This window comes from Pseudomonas sp. NPDC087615 (genome assembly GCF_044743445.1).
In the GTDB taxonomy this organism is placed as follows: Bacteria; Pseudomonadota; Gammaproteobacteria; order Pseudomonadales; family Pseudomonadaceae; genus Aquipseudomonas; species Aquipseudomonas baetica_A.
Genome location: NZ_JBIUWM010000031.1, coordinates 55,166 through 73,622 on the forward strand (window position 1 = coordinate 55,166; position 18,457 = coordinate 73,622).

At 61.6% G+C, this 18,457-nt stretch carries 12 protein-coding genes and 1 pseudogene; 3 read left to right on the forward strand and 10 right to left on the reverse strand.

What is annotated here, in order from left to right:
- Positions 1 to 8: 8 nt before the first annotated feature.
- From ACIOU6_RS16745 to ACIOU6_RS16755, 3 genes are read right to left on the reverse strand one after another with little or no spacing between them, the layout of a single operon-like run.
- On the reverse strand, positions 9 to 2,105 hold the full coding sequence (locus ACIOU6_RS16745) for a biotin/lipoyl-binding protein (protein ID WP_401138003.1): 2,097 nt from the start codon (positions 2,103 to 2,105) through the stop codon (positions 9 to 11).
- Positions 2,106 to 3,425 (reverse strand): efflux RND transporter periplasmic adaptor subunit, encoded by a 1,320-nt coding sequence (locus ACIOU6_RS16750; protein ID WP_401138006.1) that lies wholly within the window; start codon positions 3,423 to 3,425, stop codon positions 2,106 to 2,108. It lies immediately after the preceding gene.
- Positions 3,422 to 4,201 (reverse strand): efflux RND transporter periplasmic adaptor subunit, encoded by a 780-nt coding sequence (locus ACIOU6_RS16755; protein ID WP_221730940.1) that lies wholly within the window; start codon positions 4,199 to 4,201, stop codon positions 3,422 to 3,424. Before ACIOU6_RS16755 ends, ACIOU6_RS16750 begins: the two co-directional genes overlap by 4 nt.
- 171 nt (positions 4,202 to 4,372) lie before the next feature.
- On the opposite strand from ACIOU6_RS16755, the pseudogene ACIOU6_RS16760 reads away from it, so the two are divergent.
- Positions 4,373 to 4,754 (forward strand): annotated as a pseudogene (locus ACIOU6_RS16760) (type II toxin-antitoxin system RelE/ParE family toxin).
- A complete protein-coding gene (locus ACIOU6_RS16765) occupies positions 4,747 to 5,052 on the forward strand; it encodes an XRE family transcriptional regulator (RefSeq protein WP_401138009.1) in 306 nt (101 codons plus the stop codon). The pseudogene ACIOU6_RS16760 and the gene ACIOU6_RS16765 overlap by 8 nt, the downstream one beginning before the upstream one ends.
- A gap of 104 nt (positions 5,053 to 5,156) precedes the next feature.
- Here ACIOU6_RS16765 and ACIOU6_RS16770 read toward each other — a convergent pair whose 3' ends face one another.
- From ACIOU6_RS16770 to ACIOU6_RS16800, 7 genes are all read right to left on the reverse strand, one after another.
- Positions 5,157 to 6,716 carry an efflux transporter outer membrane subunit gene (locus tag ACIOU6_RS16770; protein WP_401138012.1) on the reverse strand — a complete coding sequence of 520 codons (1,560 nt, stop codon included), beginning with the start codon at positions 6,714 to 6,716 and terminating at the stop codon, positions 5,157 to 5,159.
- Positions 6,713 to 7,783, reverse strand: a complete 1,071-nt coding sequence (locus ACIOU6_RS16775) for an HlyD family secretion protein (RefSeq protein WP_401138015.1) — start codon at positions 7,781 to 7,783, stop codon at positions 6,713 to 6,715. Before ACIOU6_RS16775 ends, ACIOU6_RS16770 begins: the two co-directional genes overlap by 4 nt.
- Before the next feature lie 27 nt (positions 7,784 to 7,810).
- Positions 7,811 to 9,352 carry an MFS transporter gene (locus ACIOU6_RS16780; protein WP_401138018.1) on the reverse strand — a complete coding sequence of 514 codons (1,542 nt, stop codon included), beginning with the start codon at positions 9,350 to 9,352 and terminating at the stop codon, positions 7,811 to 7,813.
- 139 nt (positions 9,353 to 9,491) lie between these two features.
- Complete coding sequence (locus ACIOU6_RS16785) at positions 9,492 to 10,409, reverse strand: LysR family transcriptional regulator (protein ID WP_221730935.1); 918 nt, start codon at positions 10,407 to 10,409, stop codon at positions 9,492 to 9,494.
- A gap of 167 nt (positions 10,410 to 10,576) precedes the next feature.
- On the reverse strand, positions 10,577 to 11,944 hold the full coding sequence (locus ACIOU6_RS16790; RefSeq protein ID WP_401138021.1) for an HlyD family type I secretion periplasmic adaptor subunit: 1,368 nt from the start codon (positions 11,942 to 11,944) through the stop codon (positions 10,577 to 10,579).
- A complete protein-coding gene (locus ACIOU6_RS16795) occupies positions 11,934 to 14,090 on the reverse strand; it encodes a type I secretion system permease/ATPase (RefSeq protein WP_221730933.1) in 2,157 nt (718 codons plus the stop codon). Before ACIOU6_RS16795 ends, ACIOU6_RS16790 begins: the two co-directional genes overlap by 11 nt.
- 34 nt (positions 14,091 to 14,124) lie before the next feature.
- Positions 14,125 to 15,477: a TolC family outer membrane protein gene (locus tag ACIOU6_RS16800; protein ID WP_221730932.1), complete on the reverse strand. Its 1,353-nt coding sequence runs from the start codon at positions 15,475 to 15,477 to the stop codon at positions 14,125 to 14,127.
- A 359-nt stretch (positions 15,478 to 15,836) separates the two neighbouring features.
- Between ACIOU6_RS16800 and ACIOU6_RS16805 the strand changes: the two genes are divergently transcribed.
- Positions 15,837 to 18,457, forward strand: a 2,621-nt coding sequence (locus tag ACIOU6_RS16805) for a retention module-containing protein (protein ID WP_401138026.1), incomplete at its 3' end; no start/stop codon positions are given.

Below are 18,457 nucleotides of genomic sequence, written 5' to 3' on the forward strand. Positions count from 1 at the left end.
GCTCTCCGTTAAAAACCGCTTTCCCTGACCCCCAGCGCCGCCAGTCGCCGCCATGCCACACCCAGCAACGACTCGCCGCGCCCCTGCAACACGACCACGCCGCGCAACGGTTGCAGCGGCGTCGGCGCGCGATCGAGCACACTCAAGCGCGCGCCATATTGCGCCTGCACCGGTTCCGCCCGTTGCTGTTGATCGCGGCGCACGGCAATCGGCCCGTGGTGATCGGACGTCAGTGCTTGCTGATCGACGTAGGCCACGCCGTTGGTGTCGATTTCATCCAGTTGCACCGCGAGCGCCGGGTGCATCGGGTCGTCGGCGATGAACCGGCCGCTGGCGCCGGGTTTGACCCGCCACAACTGCGCTTCGGCCAGATAACCGCGCAGGCGTGTGCCGTCCTCGACTACCCGGGCCAGTGCATCCTTGCTCGAAATCCAGCGCCCGATGCTCAGGTTCGGTAGCAAATCACGCACATATCCAGCGTGCGGGGCGCGCAGCAACAGGCGTTCACGCCGGGCCGTGAGCCCGCGGTATTCGGCCACCGCTTCGGCCAGTTTTTGTTCAACGACACCGGCGTCCGCCGCTGTTTCACTGCGGCCTGCCTGCCGGCGCATCAGCAACTGCTGGATCTGGATTTCCCGCCGCACGATGGCGCGCTTCGAATCAAGATCCGGAGATTCCAGCTCGATCAACACATCCCCTTGGGCCACCTTCTGACCGTCGTGCACTTTCACCGCTTTGACCCGCGCCGCGGTGGGTGCATACAGAGCGCTTGCACGTCCGGCCTCCAACATCGTCGGCAGTTCCACGGCGCTGCGCCAAGGCACAATCAGCACCAGCAACAACCCCAGCAATGCCAGACTGAAAAGCAAGACGCGCGGGCCATGCGCCTGCTCGCGGCGGCTCCACCACTGGCGCCACTCACGCATGATCGGCAGAAAGATGAACCACACCAGTTCCACCAGCATCAGGAAGATCCCCAACACCTTGAAGAACAGGTGATAGACCGCCAACGCGATCCCGAAAAACAACGCCGCACGCCATAACCACGAGCCATACCCCCAGATCAGCAAACGCCGTTGCATTTTCGGCGACCAAGGCTCCGGCGCAGGTGCGCCATAACCGAACAAAAACTCGCGCAAGCGCCAGCGACACAAGGCAAACGCCCGGCCCTGAAGGTTGTCGACTTGCCACAAATCGCTGATCAGAAAGTAGCCGTCAAAACGCATGAAGGGATTGAGATTGACCACCAGCGTGGTGATCCAGGTGGCGCTGGCGAGCATGAACGCCGCCGTGCGTCCCGGGCCATCAGGCAACAACGACCACGCCAGCAGTGCAATGCACGCCAACAGCAACTCAGCCAGCACGCCACCGGCGCCAATCAACAACCGTGCGCGACGATCATTGACGCGCCAGGCATCGCTGACATCGGTGTAGAACATCGGCAGCAGCACCATGAACGCCACGCCCATGCTCTGCACCCGACACCCGGCGCGCTTGGCCATGAACGCGTGGCCGAACTCGTGGCACAGCTTGGCAAAGAACAGCGCCACGCCGAACGCCAATGCGCCGCCGAGGCTGAACAGGTGCGGAAAGGTGCCGACAAACCGCTGCCAGTCCCGCGAAACCAGAAACACCCCAAGCGCCAACGTCGCCGGCAAACCATAGCGCAACACGCGTGGGCCGAAGCGTTCCAGCCACGGCCAGGCGCGATTGAGAAAGGCGTCCGGACGCCACAGCGGTATGCGGAAAAACAGGTACTGATGCAGAAGGATTTGCCACAGGCTCTGTTTCTGCGCCAAGGCCTTGAGCCGGTAACTGGCGCGCTGTTGATCGTCGAGGGCACTGATCAAATCGTGCCCACGGAGAAACTCCAGCAATTGCTCAAGCTCGGTGCCGTCCAGCGGCAGGCCCGGCTCACGATTGGCCGCACGCAGGACCTGATCGGCATCGCCCAGCGACCAGTGGCGCAACAGGCGCATCGCCGCCGCGCCCAGTTTGAAATAACGCCCGCGCACCGGGTCGGCCAGGGTCCAGCGTGGCGAGCCGTCCAATGCTGGCGCTGCGGGCGACAGTTGCAGGTCGGCACGCAGGCTCGGCAGGTTCATTTACAGGCCCACGCTCTGGCGCAGACCGGCCAATGGACGACGCAACAGGTACAGCGCCAGCGGCGCACGGTCACCGAAGATTTTCGCCGTACCGCGCAGGCCGATGCGCGGCGGTGCGTCGACGAAATTGGCGTCGAGCCGATACGCCAGTTGCCCGCCAGCCGTCGGTTGTGCCTCGTAGGCCGAGCGCTCCAGCGTCGCGAGGTGGCGCTTCAAGGGATCGCTGTCGAGAAACAACGCGATCTCGGCACCGGGCTCTAACGATATCGCGTCGCCCACCGCCAGTTCGATACGCAGTTCGGCCTGGTTCGGGTCGGCAATTTCCATCAGGCGTTCGCCGGTCTGCACGGGTTTGCCGGTCAAGCGTTCGGCATCGGCGAACACCGCGATGCCATCGCGTTCGGCACGCACTTCGCTGCGATTAAGCAACTCGCGGGCGTAGTCACGTTCGGCGCGTTTTTGCTCGACACGCGCGGCCAGCAAGTCGATCCGCGAGTTGGATTCGGCATCGGTGAACGAGCGCTGGGAATTGGATTTGAGTTCGGCCTCGGCCACATCCAATGCCCGTTCGGCCACATCGGCCTGAGCCGTGAGGGTCGTGTTTTCGAAGCGCAGCAACAGTTCGCCGGTTTTCACCGTTTGATTGGGTTTGACCAAAAACTCGGCGATCACCCCGTCCAGCGGCGCCGCCACCACACGGCCGCCCAGGGGCACCACTTCGGCCGGTGCCAGCACCGATTGACGCACCGGAATCAACAGCCCGAGCAACAGCGCCGCGACCAGTGCCACCTGACGTTTACGCGTCCAGCGCAACCGCCAGGGTTTGTGTGGCTGCAGCGCCAGCCAGGCGTGGCTGTAGGTGTCGCCCAGTTGCGAGAGCAAGACTTGTTCGGAGGGATTCCACGGCACATCGCGGGCCAGCCACAAACCGCCGAACACCTGTCCATCCCGATCAATCAACGGCAGCCAGAACACTTGTGCGGCGGACAGACTGCGCCAATCCGCCTGGATCGATTCGCCGAGCAACTGCGGCGCAATCACCCGCGCCTGTTGCAGCACATCCTGCTTGAACAACTGCGCCACGGCTTGCTCGACAAACGCCACGAACGGCGCATTGGGCTCCACCGCGCTGACGCCGGTCACCGCTTGCACCTTGCCTGCGATCAACAACGCGGCATGGCGAAAACCGAACAGCGACTGGCCGTCATTGACCAGGCTGTAGGCCAGTTGCGACGCATCGCGGGCTGCCCGGGTCTGGCGTTCGAGGTCAAGAAACCGCGCAAACACCTGCTCGGCGCCGCCGCTCACCGGGGCGTTCAATTAAGCTCCGAAAAATGCGCCGTGCCGCTCATGCCGGCCAGTAAGCCTTTGGCTTCGGGGAGTGAGGCGACCAGCAACAAGGTCTGACTGCCCTCATCGATTCGCGCGCCGAGGCGTTTGACCGTGGCCTCAAGCGGTTGACCTGTTTCATCGGGAACAAAGGAAAACGTCTGGCCAGGCTTGAGTTTGGCCATCCAGCGCGACGGGACCAGCAGATGGATTTCCAACGTGCGGTTATCGACCACATCCAGCAGCGGCGCGCCGGCCGACACGCTCTCATAGCGCTTGACCTTGCGTTCGACCACTTGCCCGTCGAATGGCGCAATCACGCTGCAGCGTTTGACCTGCACCTGATAGACCTGAGATTGCGCCTGGGTTTCGCTGACCTTGGCCTGCGCCCGCGCCACTTCGAAACGCCCGACAGAATTGAGCGCGGCCAATTGTTTGTTGTGCGCCAATTCTTCACCGGCGCCACGGCTGGCCGCTTGCGCAGCATTGAGTTGCGCCTGATAGGCCGAGCAATCGAACCGGGCCAGCACGTCGCCCTTCTTGAACGACTCGCCCTCACTGAACGGCAACTCGACAATCCGCCCGGACAGCTCACTGGCCAGAATCGCCTGATCCCGAGCGCGAAGCACACCCCGCGCCTCACTGCTCGCGGCACCCGCCCCGGCCGCGGGGCTATCGAGCAGCGGATCGTCTAGCCCGGGCGTTTGCGCCTGAACGGCACACGTTACAAAGGTCAATCCAAAAACCCAACCACGAAAACGCTGCATAACCGCTACTCCCTGACGGATGTGCGGAGTCTACGACAGCGAGGGTTAGCGTCAAGCGAAAGGCCAGCATTGCGCCTTTGTCTTGGGTGTAAACACATCGGAAGTGCTCAGGTCAGCCCATCTCAAATACAACCCTGATGGAATATTCCATAGCGCCCATATTCGCCTCCCATGAAGTGGGATATCGAATACACCGACGCGTTCGGCAACTGGTGGGAAGACCTGACGGAAAACGAGCAGTGCGCTGTGGCTGCAAGCGTCAAACTGCTGGGTCAATTCGGACCGGGTTTACGCTTTCCGCACAGTCGTGCAATCAACGGAGCGCGGCACAGCCATTTACGAGAACTGCGAGTTCAACATGCCGGACGGCCGTATCGCATTCTTGATGCGTTTGATCCAAGACGTTGCGCATTACTATTGATCGGTGGAGACAAAACCGGTCAGGACCGCTGGCATGAAGTCAATGTCCCGCTCGCCGATCAACCGATCAACCGATCAACTGTACGCTGAGCATCTAGAAACATTGCGCAAAGAGGGTTTTAACAATGGCTAAGAAATTCGCCCAACTCCAAGCGCGCATGACACCCGAAGCCCGGGCGGGCGCCGATTCGATCTACGAGCAACACATCAGGGAAATGCCACTCAACGAACTTCGGCAGGCCAAAGCCCTGAGTCAGGCTACGCTTGCCGAAACGCTGCATGTCAATCAAGCGGCTATCTCGAAAATGGAGCGCCGTACTGACATGTACATCAGCACGTTGCGCAACTGTATCCGTGCGATGGGCGGCGAACTTGAAATCATCGCAACGTTTCCCGAAGGGCAAATCAACATCGAAAATTTCGCAGGTTGAGCACCCGAAGTCCGCTTCAACCTGCGACACCTTTTGCTGACGATCTACTCGGCAGCCTGCACATCACATCGAATTCGTCGACTTGATCCTTTTTTGCGACAACCTCAGCGTTGCGCCATCTTGTCGACCGGATACACCGACTCCCATCCCCCACCCAACGCTCGGTACAACCCGACCATCGCCAGCGAAACCCCGGTCGAACTCTCCACCCACTGCTCCTGAGTCGCGAGCAACGCGCTCTGCACGGTAAGGACGTTGACGAAGTCGACCACGCCTTCGACGTATTGCTGTTGCGCGGTGCGCAGGGCGATCTGGTTCTGGCGCACGGCTTCGGCGAGGCTGCCTGCGCGGCGCTGGCTGGCGTTGTAGGCGGTCAGTTGATCGTCGATTTCGTGCCAGGCGCGCAGCACGGTTTGCTGGTAACCGATGGCGGCTTCCTGCTGCTGGGCTTCACGCAACTGCAACATGCCACGCAGGCGTCCACCGTCGAACAGCGGCAAGCTGAACTGCGGGCCGATGCCGAAGGCGCGTGAGCCCCACGAGCCGAAATCGCTGAGTTGCATGGCCTGCGAACTGAGGTTGCCGGACAAAGTAATGCGCGGATAGAAATCGCCCTTGGCCACGCCGATGTTGGCGGTGGCCGCGTGCAGTCGTGCTTCGGCCTGACGGATGTCCGGACGGCGTTGCGCCAGTTGCGACGGCAGACCGATGGCAACTTCCAATGGTGACTGCGGCACCGCGGCATCTGTGGATAACGCTTTGGCCAAGGCCTGCGGCGGCTCACCCATCAACAGGCTGATCGCGTTGATCAGTTGCGATTGGCGCTGTTCCAGTGCCGGTAGCCGCGATTCGATGGCCGCGACTTGTGCGGCGGCTTCGGCGACATCCAGATCGGTGGCCACACCGTCGTTCAGCCGCAGTTGCGAGAGTTTCAGGCTGTGGCGGGCAACATCGAGGTTCTGCTCGGTCACCGCACGGGTGTTCTGTACGCCGCGCAACTGGATGTAGTTCTGCGCAGTGTCGGCAAGCACGGCCAGCAGGACGCCGCGCCGGTCGTTTTCGGCGACTTCCAGATTGGCGTCGGCGGCTTCGGTTTCCCGGCGCACGCGGCCCCAGACATCCAGTTCCCATGAGGCGGAGAAACCGGCGTCCCACAGGTTGAAGGCCGAATCGCCGTTGTGTCCGGACGGATCGCTCAGGCCCTTGGCACTGTTGCGTTCGCGCCCATAGCTAGCGGTGGCAGCGGTATTGGGGTAGCGGTCGGCGCTGATCACCTGGCGTGCGGCGCGACTTTGTTGCAGCCGGCTGCTGGCCAGTTGCAGGTCGAGGTTGCTGTGCACGGCGCGCTGAGTCAGAGCTGAGAGTTGCGGGTCGTGGAAGACTTCCCACCAGCGTTCGTTCAGGGGTTCGCTGACCGCTTGGCCGGGGGCGGATTTGGCGGGTTTGGCCCAATCGGCGATCTGCGTGGCTACCGGCTTTTGGAAGTCAGGGCCCACGGTGCAGGCGGTAAGGCCAGCGGCAATTACGACTGTGGATATCAGGCGCTGCAACTGGCCTCTTCGCGAGCAAGCCCGCTCCCACAGGGGATCGGTGATGCTGCCGAGATCCATTGTGGGAGCGGGCTTGCTCGCGAAAGGGCCTAACCAGCCAATACAAATCTTCATCGCTGAGTCACCTCACGCACTGACGTCGCCGAGCTACGAGTGTTAATACTCGCCTCCACCGACATCCCGACCCGCAGTCGCTCGGCCAGTGGCTGCCCCGGCTCCAGCACAATCTTCACCGGAATCCGCTGCACCACCTTGGTGAAATTGCCCGTGGCGTTATCTGGTTTCACCGCCGCAAACGTCACGCCCGTGGCTGGAGCAATACTCTCGACACGGCCTCGCAGGGCCTCGCCACCAAGACTGTCGACACGCACTTGCACTTGCTGCCCACGCTGCACATCGGTCAGTTGCGTCTCCTGAAAGTTGGCGACGACATAGGCCTGCTGCAACGGCACCACCGCCAGCAGCTTGCTGCCCGGCGTCACATAGGCGCCGACACGCAAGGCACGTTCGCCGACCATGCCGTCCTGCGGCGCGGTGATGCGCGTGTAGGAGAGTTCGAAACTGGCGATTTCCAGCGCCGCTTGTGCGTGCTTCAACGTGCCTTCGGCAGCATCACGCTGAGCGGTGAGAATATCGACCTGCTTACGCTCCGCCGCCAGTTTTGCGCTGGCCGTGTCCAATTGCGCGGCGGCCTGATCGATACGGGTGCGCGCCTGTTGTGCGTTTTGTACGGTGCCAGCCCCGACGCCTGCCAAATGGTTGTAGCGATTGAGTTCCTGCAGGGCAAACGCCCTTTCAGCCTTGGCCGAGACCACTGCCGCCTGCGCCTGAGCGATGACTGACGTCTGGCGCTCCAGCGTCGCCCTGGCGTTTTGCAGTTGCGCCCGTGCGACCAGTGTTTGTGCATCAGCCGCATCGGCGGCGGCACGCAAATCGCGATCATCGATCAGCGCCAGCAACTGCCCGGCCTTCACTTGCTGGTTGTCTTCCACCAACACTTCCTTGATGAACCCGGCCACACGCGGCACGACCAAGGTGAAATCAGCGCAGACGAACGCGTCATTGGTGTTTTGCTCAGTCCGTTTGCCAAACAGGCCTGGCATCGCCAAATACACCAGCACGCCAATAGCCAACGCGGTCGCCACGGCCACCGCGAGTTTTTGCTTTGCTTGAGTTGTCATAAAAACCTTCAATGTTCAGTACAGCAATCAGGTCGGCGCACGCGGTGGAAAGATCCGCGTCGGCAGCCAGAAAATCAGCAGGATCAGCACAACAGCAACGCCCGCCATGCACACATAGAGATCGGAAGCCGTCAGCACCACGGCCTGTTCGTGCAAACGATGGGCAAGGCCCGGATCGCTGCGGTCGGCCAACGGTGAGTTGCCAAGGCTGTCGACCAGCATCGTCGAGTGAAAATGCAGGCGCGCCGTGGTCAGCGCCTCGAGCACACCGGTGGCGACCACCGCCGCCAGGCCTTTCACGGTGTTGAACCACGCCGAGGCAAACGGCCCGTCCGTTGGCTGGATGCTGCCGGTCGAGAGCATCAACAGCGGCAGCACCGACATCGGCTGGCCGAAAATCTGCAGCCATTGCAGGACGTAGAAATTGTCGCGAATCCATTCCGAGGTCAGCAGCGAGCCACCCAGGCACGACAGCACCAGCATGCTCAAACCCATCCCGAGCACCCAGCGGCAATCGACCCAGCGCAGGTTGCACAGCGCCGCCACCAGCGGCAGCGCAATCAACTGCGGCAACGCTGCGATGAGCATGATCGGCGCGGTCTGCACCGGGCGATAACCCTGCACTTGCGCCAGATAGCTCGACGGAATCAACACCACCGCTTGCAGCACCACCAGCACGCCGGCCAGGGTCAGCAGCGCGAACGACAGGTTGCGGATACCGAGCATCTGCAACTTGAAAAACGGAATCGGCTGTGACCACTCGTTGATCAAAAAAGCCACCAGCAGCAGCGATCCCGAACCGAGCAGCGCGCCGATCAGATTGGACTCGAACCAGTCCAGCCGATTGCCCTGCAACAGGCCGATCACCAGCATGCAGATCGCCGGGAAGCCCAGCAGCAGGCCTTTCCAGTTGAACGCCTTGAGGCGCTCAAGGCGCAGCGGATCCTGCGGGATGCCGTAAGCCACCATCACCATGGCGATCAGGCACGGCACGATGATTTGCCAGAACGTCCATTGCCAGCCGACGTATTCAGTCCACAACCCTGCCAGCGGCGTGCCGAGGCCCGGCCCGAAGGTGGCTGTCAACGCGTAGCCGGCCAAGCCATAGAGTTTGAAGTTGGCAGGCAGGAAACGCAGGGCGACGGTCATCAGCATCGGCGGCAACGCGCCGCCGGCCAGACCTTGCACAATGCGCATCAGCAGCAGGCTTTCGTAGTTCGGGGCGAACGGACAGAGCACACCGAGCAAGGTGAACAGGCTGATCGCGCCGAGGGTGAAGCGACGCAGCGAGAACGTCACCGAGCACCACGGCGCGAAGGCCATGGCCGCGACCGACGTCGCGGTGTAGCTGGCAACCAGCCAAGTGCCTTCGTCGTAGCCTATGTGCAGCGCGCCGCGAATGTCGGCCAACGCGACTTTGGTCACCATCTCGTTGAGACCCGACACCAGCACCGCCAGCAGCACGCCAACCAGGCCGATGATGATCCGCGCCCCGAACACCGGTGGCGCGGCGGCCGTCGCCGGGCTGGCCGCCGCCGCGATGGGCGCCGTGGCCGTCAGGGATGTCATGGAAGCAAACTCCGGTGGGAAAAATACCGGAGCATCTTAGTAGGACTTAGTACTGACGAAAATTGACTTATTGGCAGCTTATAAGTGTGTTTTGTGCAGCAATGAAGATCCCACAGGGATTCGTGGCGCTCACAACGACCTAAGGTTGCGCGGCGAGCCAGGTTTCGTCGCAGCAGGCCTTGAGGGTCTCACGCAACCAGCGATGTGCCGGGTCCTTGTCGAAACGCGGGTGCCAGGCCTGGGTCAGCATCAACGTGGGCAGTGGGATCGGCAGGTTGAACGAGCGCAGCTTCAAACCCAACCGCCGCACGCTCAACAGTGCTTCCTTGGGCACCGGCAGGATCAGGTCGGAATCGGGCAACGCAAACATCGCTGCATGGAAACTCGGCGCAATCACCGCCACGCGCCGTTCCAGGCCAAAGGCATTCAGCGCGGCGTCGATAGGGCCGCGTGCAATGCCACGGCGCGACACACTGATGTGGGAAAAACCGGCATAGCGCTCGGCGGTGATTTCGCCATCCAGCAGCGGATGATCTTCGCGCACCAGGCCCACAAAGTGCGTGGAGAACAGGTTCTGGACTTTGACTTCCGGGGTCACCGGGCGGGTGTTGCTGACGCTCAGATCGATCCGCCCTTCGCGCAGCGCGTCGTCGTCGCCGTCGCCCTCCGGAACGAAGCGCAGCTCACAGTGCGGCGCCTGCTGGTCGAGGGTGTCGAACAGCTTGCCGCCGTAGACACCGATGAAAAAGTCGTTGGCGCGGATGCTGAAGCGCCGACGCAACGTGCTCAGTTCCACGGCGTCAGCGGAGCGGAACAGCAGCGCAGCCTGCTCGACCACATCGCGCACCTGTTCGCGTAACTCCAAGGCTTTGGGTGTCGGCACCAGACCGCGCCCGGCGCGCACCAGAATCGGATCGCCAATGGCCTCGCGGATCCGCGTCAGGGTCCGGCTCATGGCCGCCGGGCTGAGATTCATCCGCCGCGCGGCGCCGACGACGCTGCCCTCATCGAGCAAGGCGTCGAGGGCGACCAGAAGGTTCATGTCCGGGAGTTGCATAATGAGCACTCATCGCTGATCAGGATTGATCTGAACGCAATGCTAGCAAACATCCTTGGGATGGGATGTGTCTGTGCTGATGCCTTCGCGAGCAAGCCCGCTCCCACAGGTTCTGATGTCGAGTACCCTGTGGGAGCGGGCTTGCCCGCGATGAGGCCACTGAAGATCTAGCGCTCGTGCAACGCCTCAGCACGCGCCCGAATGATCGGCTTGAGCAGATAGCTCAACACCGACTTCTTGCCGGTGATGATATCCACCGAGGCCACCATCCCCGGGATGATCAGCAACGGCTTCTCATCGGTGCCCAAGTGGCTGCGATCGGTGCGCAACTTGATCACGTAATACGTGGTTTTCTTGTCTTCGTCGGTAATGGTGTCCGCGCCAATCTGCTCCAGCTTGGCTTTCAGCCCGCCATAAATGGTGTAGTCATACGCGGTGAATTTCACCGTCGCTTCCTGCCCTGGATGCAGGAACGCGATGTCTTGCGGGCGGATCTTGGCTTCGACCAGCAACGTGTCGTCCAACGGTACGATTTCCACCATGTCGCTGCCCGGCTGGATCACGCCGCCGATGGTGTTGACCAGTAACTTGTTGACGATGCCGCGCACCGGCGACGTGACCAGTGTCCGGCTGACGCGGTCTTCCAGCGCCTTGCCGGTGGCCTTGGCCTTGTTCAGATCGGTGCGCGCTTCGTTGAGTTGAGTGAGGGCTTCACTGCGGAACTTGCCGCGCGTCTCGTCGATCTTGCGCTGAACTTCCTTGATCGCCGATTCGGCGCGCGGGATCGCCAGCGTAGTGGCATCGAGCTGACCACGGGTTTCGACTTCGGCACGCTTGAGCCGCAGCACTTCAACCGGGGAAACCGCGCCCTGCGCCACCAGCGGCTCGGACATGTTGATTTCCTGACGCTGCAAACTGAGTTGCTGGCGGTACTGCGCCTGCTTGGAGGTGAACTCGCGCAGCTCTTGCTGACGCTGGATCAACTGCTCCTGCAAACCGCCGATCTCGTCGTGCAGTTGCTGGCGACGGCTGATGTACAGCGATTCTTCGCTTTTGGCCTGGCCCGGAACGGCTTTGAGCACGTCCTCGGGGAAGTTCAGCGGTCGGTCGTCGACCTCGGCACTCAGGCGCTCGACCCGCAGCACCATCGACAGCCTATCGGCCTCGGTTTCGCCGACGTTGGAGGCAAATCGCGTGTCGTCCAGGCGAATCAGCGGCGCACCGGCCTCGACGATCTGGCCTTCCTTGACGTAGAGCTCAGTAACGATACCGCCCTCAAGGTTCTGGATTTTCTGGATCTTCGAAGACGGAATGGCCTTGCCCTCGCCTTTGGTCACTTCGTCGATCACGGCGAAATTGGCCCAAAGCATGAGGAACACGAAAAAGCCGATGATCGCCCAGATCGTCAGACGAACAACACGCGGGGCGTCTTCGATCAGCGCCTTGCTGACCTCTGGCAGTGGCTGGCCCTGCAGCGAGGCAGAACCCTTGAAGTAGCGACGGATCGACTCCTTGATACCCGACTTAAGCAACACTGATCTGCCCCTTCTTCAACGCTTCCATCACGGCGGCTTTCGGGCCATCGGCGAGAATTTGCCCGCGGTCGACCACCAGCAGGCGATCCACCAGCGAGAGCAGCGAGGCCCGGTGCGTGACCAGCACCACGGTCTTGTTTTCAATCACCGCCGCGAGGCGTTGCTTGAGGCGTTCTTCGCCGGTGTTGTCCATGGCGCTGGTCGGTTCGTCCATCAGCAGAATCGGCGGATTGAGCAACAGCGCCCGGGCCAGGGCGACGTTCTGCCGTTGGCCGCCGGACAGGTTCTGCCCACGTTCACCGACTTGCAGCTCATAACCTTGCGGGTGCAAACGGGCGAATTCGTGGACGCCGGCCAGTTCGGCGGCTTGCAGGACGAGTTCGTCTTCTACATAACGCGCGCCGGACACCAGGTTGTCACGCAGGGTGCCAGCCAGCAGTTGAATGTCTTGCGGCACATAGCCGATGTTGTAGCGCAACTCGCTGACGTCGATCTGGCGGATATCCACACCGTCGACCAGCAACGCGCCGTCGTCCGGCTGATACAGGCCCACCAGCAGTTTCGCCAGCGAACTCTTGCCCGAGCCACTGCGGCCGATGATGCCGACTTTCTCGCCGGGACGGATCACCAGGTTGATGTTCTTCAGCGCCGGGTTCTGTTGTTCCGGGTAGGTGAAGTTGAGCTGGCGGCACTCGATGGCACCTTGCAGAACCTTGCGGCTCAGCGGGCGCTCTTCGAAATTGCGCTCCTGCGGCAGCTCCATCATCTGGTCGACCGAGGTCATGGTCACTCGCGCTTGCTGGTAGCGCGTCAGCAGGCCGGACAGCGACGCCAGCGGGCTCAGTGCGCGACCGCTGAGCATGTAGCAGGCAATCAGGCCGCCCATGCTGAGGTTGCCGGCAATGATCTGGTAAACACCGAAGACGATCATGATCACCCCGGCCAGTTGCTGGATCAGCAGGGTGATGTTCATCGCCAGACCGGACAGCATTTTCACCCGCAGTTCGAGGCGGCTGAGGGTGCCGATGGTCTGTTCCCACTGATACTGGCGTTCGCTTTCGGCGTTGTTGACCTTGACCGCGTCTAGGCCGGCGAGGGTTTCGATCAGGCTCGACTGACGTTCGGCGCCAAGGGCCATGGTGCGTTCCATGGTGGCCACCAGCGGCTTCTGCAACGCGTAGCCGATGGCCAGGGCAATCGGGAACGCCAGCACCGGAATCCACACCAGATGCCCGCCAAGAATGGCGATGACAATGAAGATCAGGATGGTGAACGGCAGATCGATCAGGCTGGTCAGGGTCAGCGATGCCAGGAAGTCACGCAGGCTCTGAAACTCATGGATGTTCTGCGCGAAGCTGCCGACCCGCGCCGGCCGATGCTTCATGGCCATGCCGACGATGCGCTCGAACAGCGTCGCAGAGATGATCAGGTCGGTTTTCTTGCCGGCCAGATCCAGACACAGGCTGCGCAGGCTCTTGAGAATCAGGTCGAACATGTAGGCGCCGGTGATACCCAGTGCGAGCACCCACAGGGTGGCCTCAGCCTGGTTCGGCACCACGCGGTCGTAGACGTTCATCACGAACAGCGGCGCGGCCATGGCGATGATGTTGATCAGGAAACTGGCGGCGATGGCGTCGGCATACAGCCAGCGCGAACGCTTGAGGGTGTCACGGAACCACGAGCGTGCACGCGGGATCAGCGTGCCGTGGTTGACGTCGAATTTATGTTGGGGTTGGGCGAAGAAGACTTTGCCGGTGTAATCGTCAGCGAGCAGTTCACGACTGACCACTGACTCGCCACCATCGCTTTCGCTGAGCAGCACCCGCGCTTCGTTTTCACCTTGCCAGCCGAGCATGACGGCACTGCGGCCATCTTTGAGCAACAACAACGCCGGCATGGCGATCGCCGGAATCTCTTCCAGTTTGCGCTGCAGCACTCGACCCTGCAGGCCGGCGCGAGCCGCCGCGCGGGGCAGCAACTCGACACTCAAACGTTGTTTGGGCAGCGGCAGGCCGGTGGTCAGCATCGCCGCGCTGGCAGGTTTCTGGTGCAGCATGCAAAGGGCGAGCAGACCATCCAGCAACGGATCGTCGTGCAACGCGCGTGGATCATGACTGAGATGAACTCGACTGACTTCTGATTCCACGCTCGACACTCTTTGACTGTTTAAAAGGGATAACTCAATTCATCCCAGGCAACTGCACCTTGGGTTTCACGTCGTTTTGCACAACGGATGCCAACGGTGCGACCACTCCCTGGCTTCTGAGCAACTCGCCCATGGTCGCCTTGATTCGGTATTGAGTAAATAACTGAATGTTTTTGATTTCAGCCAGACGCCGCGAAGCGGTGAACAACTCGTTTTCGCTGTCGAGCAAGTCAAGCAGAGTGCGCTCGCCGAGGCTGAACTGACGCTGGTAAGCGGTACGCACCGCCATGCTGTGATCGACGTACTGCTGAGCGATCGGCACCTGAGCATTGGCGTTGTTGAGGGCGTTCCAGGCCAGGCCCAGTTCTTCATTCAATTGACGCAAGGCGTTGTTGCGGATGTCCAGCGCCTGGTTCGACAGGTACGACTTGGATTCCAGGTCAGCCTTGTTGCTGCCACCCGAATACAGGTTGAAGCGCATGCGCAGCATGGCCTGCCATTCGTTGTTGTGACCGTTCTGGCCGTCGAGGTCGTTGTCGGCGGTGCGGCCCAACTCGGCGTCGAAGCGTGGGTAGAAGGTCGACTTGGCGGCTTCGTACTGTTTCTCGGCAGCCGCAATATCGGACTCGGCCGAACGCAGGATCGGGCTGTTTTCCAGCATCTGCGTGCGGGCTTCATTGAGGTTGGCCGGCATCATCGCCATGAACGGCGCCGGACGCTCCAACAGGTCGGGCATCTGGCCGACAGCGCTGAGGAAGTTGGTTTCAGAGTCGGCGAGGTTGGTTTGCTCGGTGATCAGGTTGTTACGGGCCTGAGCCATCCGCGCTTCGGCTTGATCAAGGTCGGCACCGCTGCCGACACCGCGCTGGGTGCGCAGTTGAATCTGGTCATAGATGCGCTGGTGGCTCTTGAGGTTTTCCTCGGCCAGACGCACGAATTCGCGGCGGGTCAGCACGTCCAGATACACCTGGGCCACAGTCAGCGCAGTACGCTCGGACGTGCCAAGCAACGAGTAGGCACGAGAGTTAACGGTGGCTTGTTGACGCCCGACTTCGCTGGACGTCGCAAAACCGTCGAAGACCATTTGCGAGAGACGTAAACTTGACTCGCTGCGGTTCAGGGTTTCCCAGTGATTGCCGCCGCCGTTGGCACGAGTGGTCACGCTGTCGGTGCCTTCACGGCCATAACCGCCGAGCAGATCGACCTTGGGCAGGTATCCACCTTTTGCAGCCCTTAGCTGATAATCCGCGGCCAAACGACTGTTGACCCCTGCCTGGATTTCCGGATGGACATCCAACGCCTGTTGCATGGCTTCCGGCAAGGATTGTGCTTGTACGAACGATGCGGCGAGGGCGAACGGTAGGGCCTTGAGCAGATGCAAACGCATGATAAAGATTTCCCAGAACTTCTTGTCTTGAATCACAGCAAAACGTGGTGCTGCGTCGGATGATTGGCAACCGGAATGACCGTATGTCGGAAAGTTCAAAATAGGAACTGGATCACACGCTGAAGGACAGGTCGCCGCGGAAATATCAATGTGACATTAGTGGGGCGATTGTTTAGGATGGCACCCAGAAGGTCAATAGTTTGGCATAAAGTTAATCGCGAAAGAATCTAGCCAAATTATTGACGAAGGCATGCGTCAAACTTGTTTCGCAAAATTTTAAAGTACGTCCAGACTGAAATGGCGCAGACGCCATCAGGTCTATGGAAGTCAACTGAACGTGACACCCCGGAGAGTCTTCAATGAGCAGTGTTGTTGCCATCGTCAAAAGCATTGTCGGTCAGGTTTTCGTGGTGTCGCCAGAAGGCGTACGCCGCGTACTCGTTGAAGGCGATCGCCTGTTTGTCGGCGACCAGATCGACACCGGCCTCTCCGGCGCCGTGTCGCTTGAATTGGCTGATGGCCGCACCCTCGATCTGGGTCGCGACACTCAATGGAGCGCCAGCGCTCCCGACTCCAGCACTGACCTGGCCGAAGCCACCGCACAGGCCGCGCCGTCGGTAGAAGAACTGCAACAAGCCATCGCCGCAGGTGTCGACCCGACAACCGCGCTGGAAGCCACCGCAGCCGGCGCCACTGCCGCGGGTACGGGCGGTGCCGCCGGTGGTGGTCACAGCTTCGTGCTGCTTGATGCTACGGCCGGCAGCGTTGACCCGACCATTGGTTTCCCAACGGCGGGCATCGATTCGGCTGCGCAAGCGGCACAGAACATCACCGGCGGCCAGACCACCGACACCACCACCAACGCTCTGCGTGAATCGACCCTGAGCCTCAGCGCCACGCCGACCATCACCGAAGCCGGCGGCGTGCTGGTGTACACCGCGACCCTGACTCAGGCGCCGCTGACCGACCTGACCATCACCCTGTCCAACGGCGCAGTGATCGTGATCCCGGCCGGCTCGACCACTGGTACCGTCAACGTGCCGCTGGCGCCGAACGACACCGTTTATAACGACCCGACCCAGATCGACGTGACCGTCACCGGCACCACTGGCGGTAACGGCATCACCGTGACCCCGCCGACCACCCCGGCCACGACACAGGTCACCGACACCATCGACACCACCACCGTCACTCTGACGGCGGGATCGAGCGTCACCGAAGGTGGTCAGATCACCTACACCGCGACCCTGACCAACCCGGCGCAAACCCCGGTGACCGTCACACTGTCCAACGGCTCGACCATTACCATCGGCGCAGGCCAGACAACCGGCACCGTCAACGTGCCGACCCCGGCCAACGACGTGTACAACAACAGCAGCACCGTCACCACGACTATCACCGGTGCCACGGGCGGCAACTTTGAAAACCTGGTGCCAAACCCGACACCGGCGGTGACCACCATCACCGATTCGATCGACACCACCAGCGTGAGCCTCACCGCGACCGGCACCGTCGTCGAGGGTGGCCAGATCACCTACACCGCGACCCTGACCAACCCGGCGCAAACCCCGGTGACCGTCACCCTGTCGAACGGCTCGACCATCACCATTGGCGCGGGCCAGACGACCGGCACCGTCAACGTGCCCACCGCGCCAAACGACGTCTACAACAATGGCAGCACCGTCAGCACCACAATTACCGGCGCTACCGGTGGCAACTTTGAAAACCTGGTGCCGAACACCACGCCAGCGACCACCACCGTCACCGATTCGATCGACACCACCAGCGTGAGCCTCACCGCGACCGGCACCGTCGTCGAGGGCGGCCAGATCACCTACACCGCGACCCTGACCAACCCGGCGCAAACCCCGGTGACCGTCACCCTGTCGAACGGGTCGACCATCACCATTGAGGCCGGCAAGACGACCGGCACCGTCGACGTGCCCACCGCAGCCAACGACGTTTACAACAATGGCAGCACCGTCAGCACCACGATTACCGGCGCTACCGGTGGCAACTTTGAAAACCTGGTGCCGAACACCACGCCAGCGACCACCACCGTCACCGATTCGATCGACACCACCAATCTGTCGCTGAGTGCCACTGGCTCGGTGGCCGAGGGTGGTTCGATCGTTTACACCGCGACCCTGACCAACGCTGCACAAACCCCGGTCACCGTGACCCTGAGCAACGGCTCGGTGATCACCATCGAGGCTGGCAAAACCACCGGCACTGTGACTGTTCCAGCGCCTGCCGATGACGTCTACAAAGACGCCGGCAAAGTTGAAGCAACCATTTCGACTGCCACGGGCGGCAACTTCGAGAACCTGGTGCCGAGCACTGTCCCGGCCGTGACTGAAGTGACCGATACCATCGACACTTCGACCGTCAAACTGACGGCCGATACCTCCGTGGCTGAAGGCGGCACTGTCACTTACACCGCTACCGTGGGCGCCCCGGTCACTGGTTCGCCTGTCGTGGTGACTCTGGCCAACGGTCAGAACATCACCATCGAAGTCGGCAAAACCACTGGCACCGTGACCACCACCGCGCCGAACGATGCATTGGTTGGCCAGGCTCCGCTGACCAACTCGATCACTGACATAAGCGGCGGTAACTACGAAAACCTCGTGGCCGACAAAACACCAGTCAGCACCACCGTGACTGACACCGTCGACACCACCAACCTGTCGCTCAGCGCGACCGACTCGGTCGCCGAGGGTGGCTCAATCGTCTACACCGCCACCCTGACCAACGCTGCTGGCTCGCCAGTCACCGTGACTCTGTCCAACGGCGCAGTGATCACCATCGACGCTGGCAAAACCACGGGCACCGTGACCGTTCCGGCTCCAGCCGATGACGTCTATAAAGACGCCGGCAAAGTTGAAGCAACCATTTCGACTGCCACGGGCGGCAACTTCGAGAACCTGGTGCCAAGCACTGTTCCGGCCGTGACTGAAGTGACCGACACCATCGACAC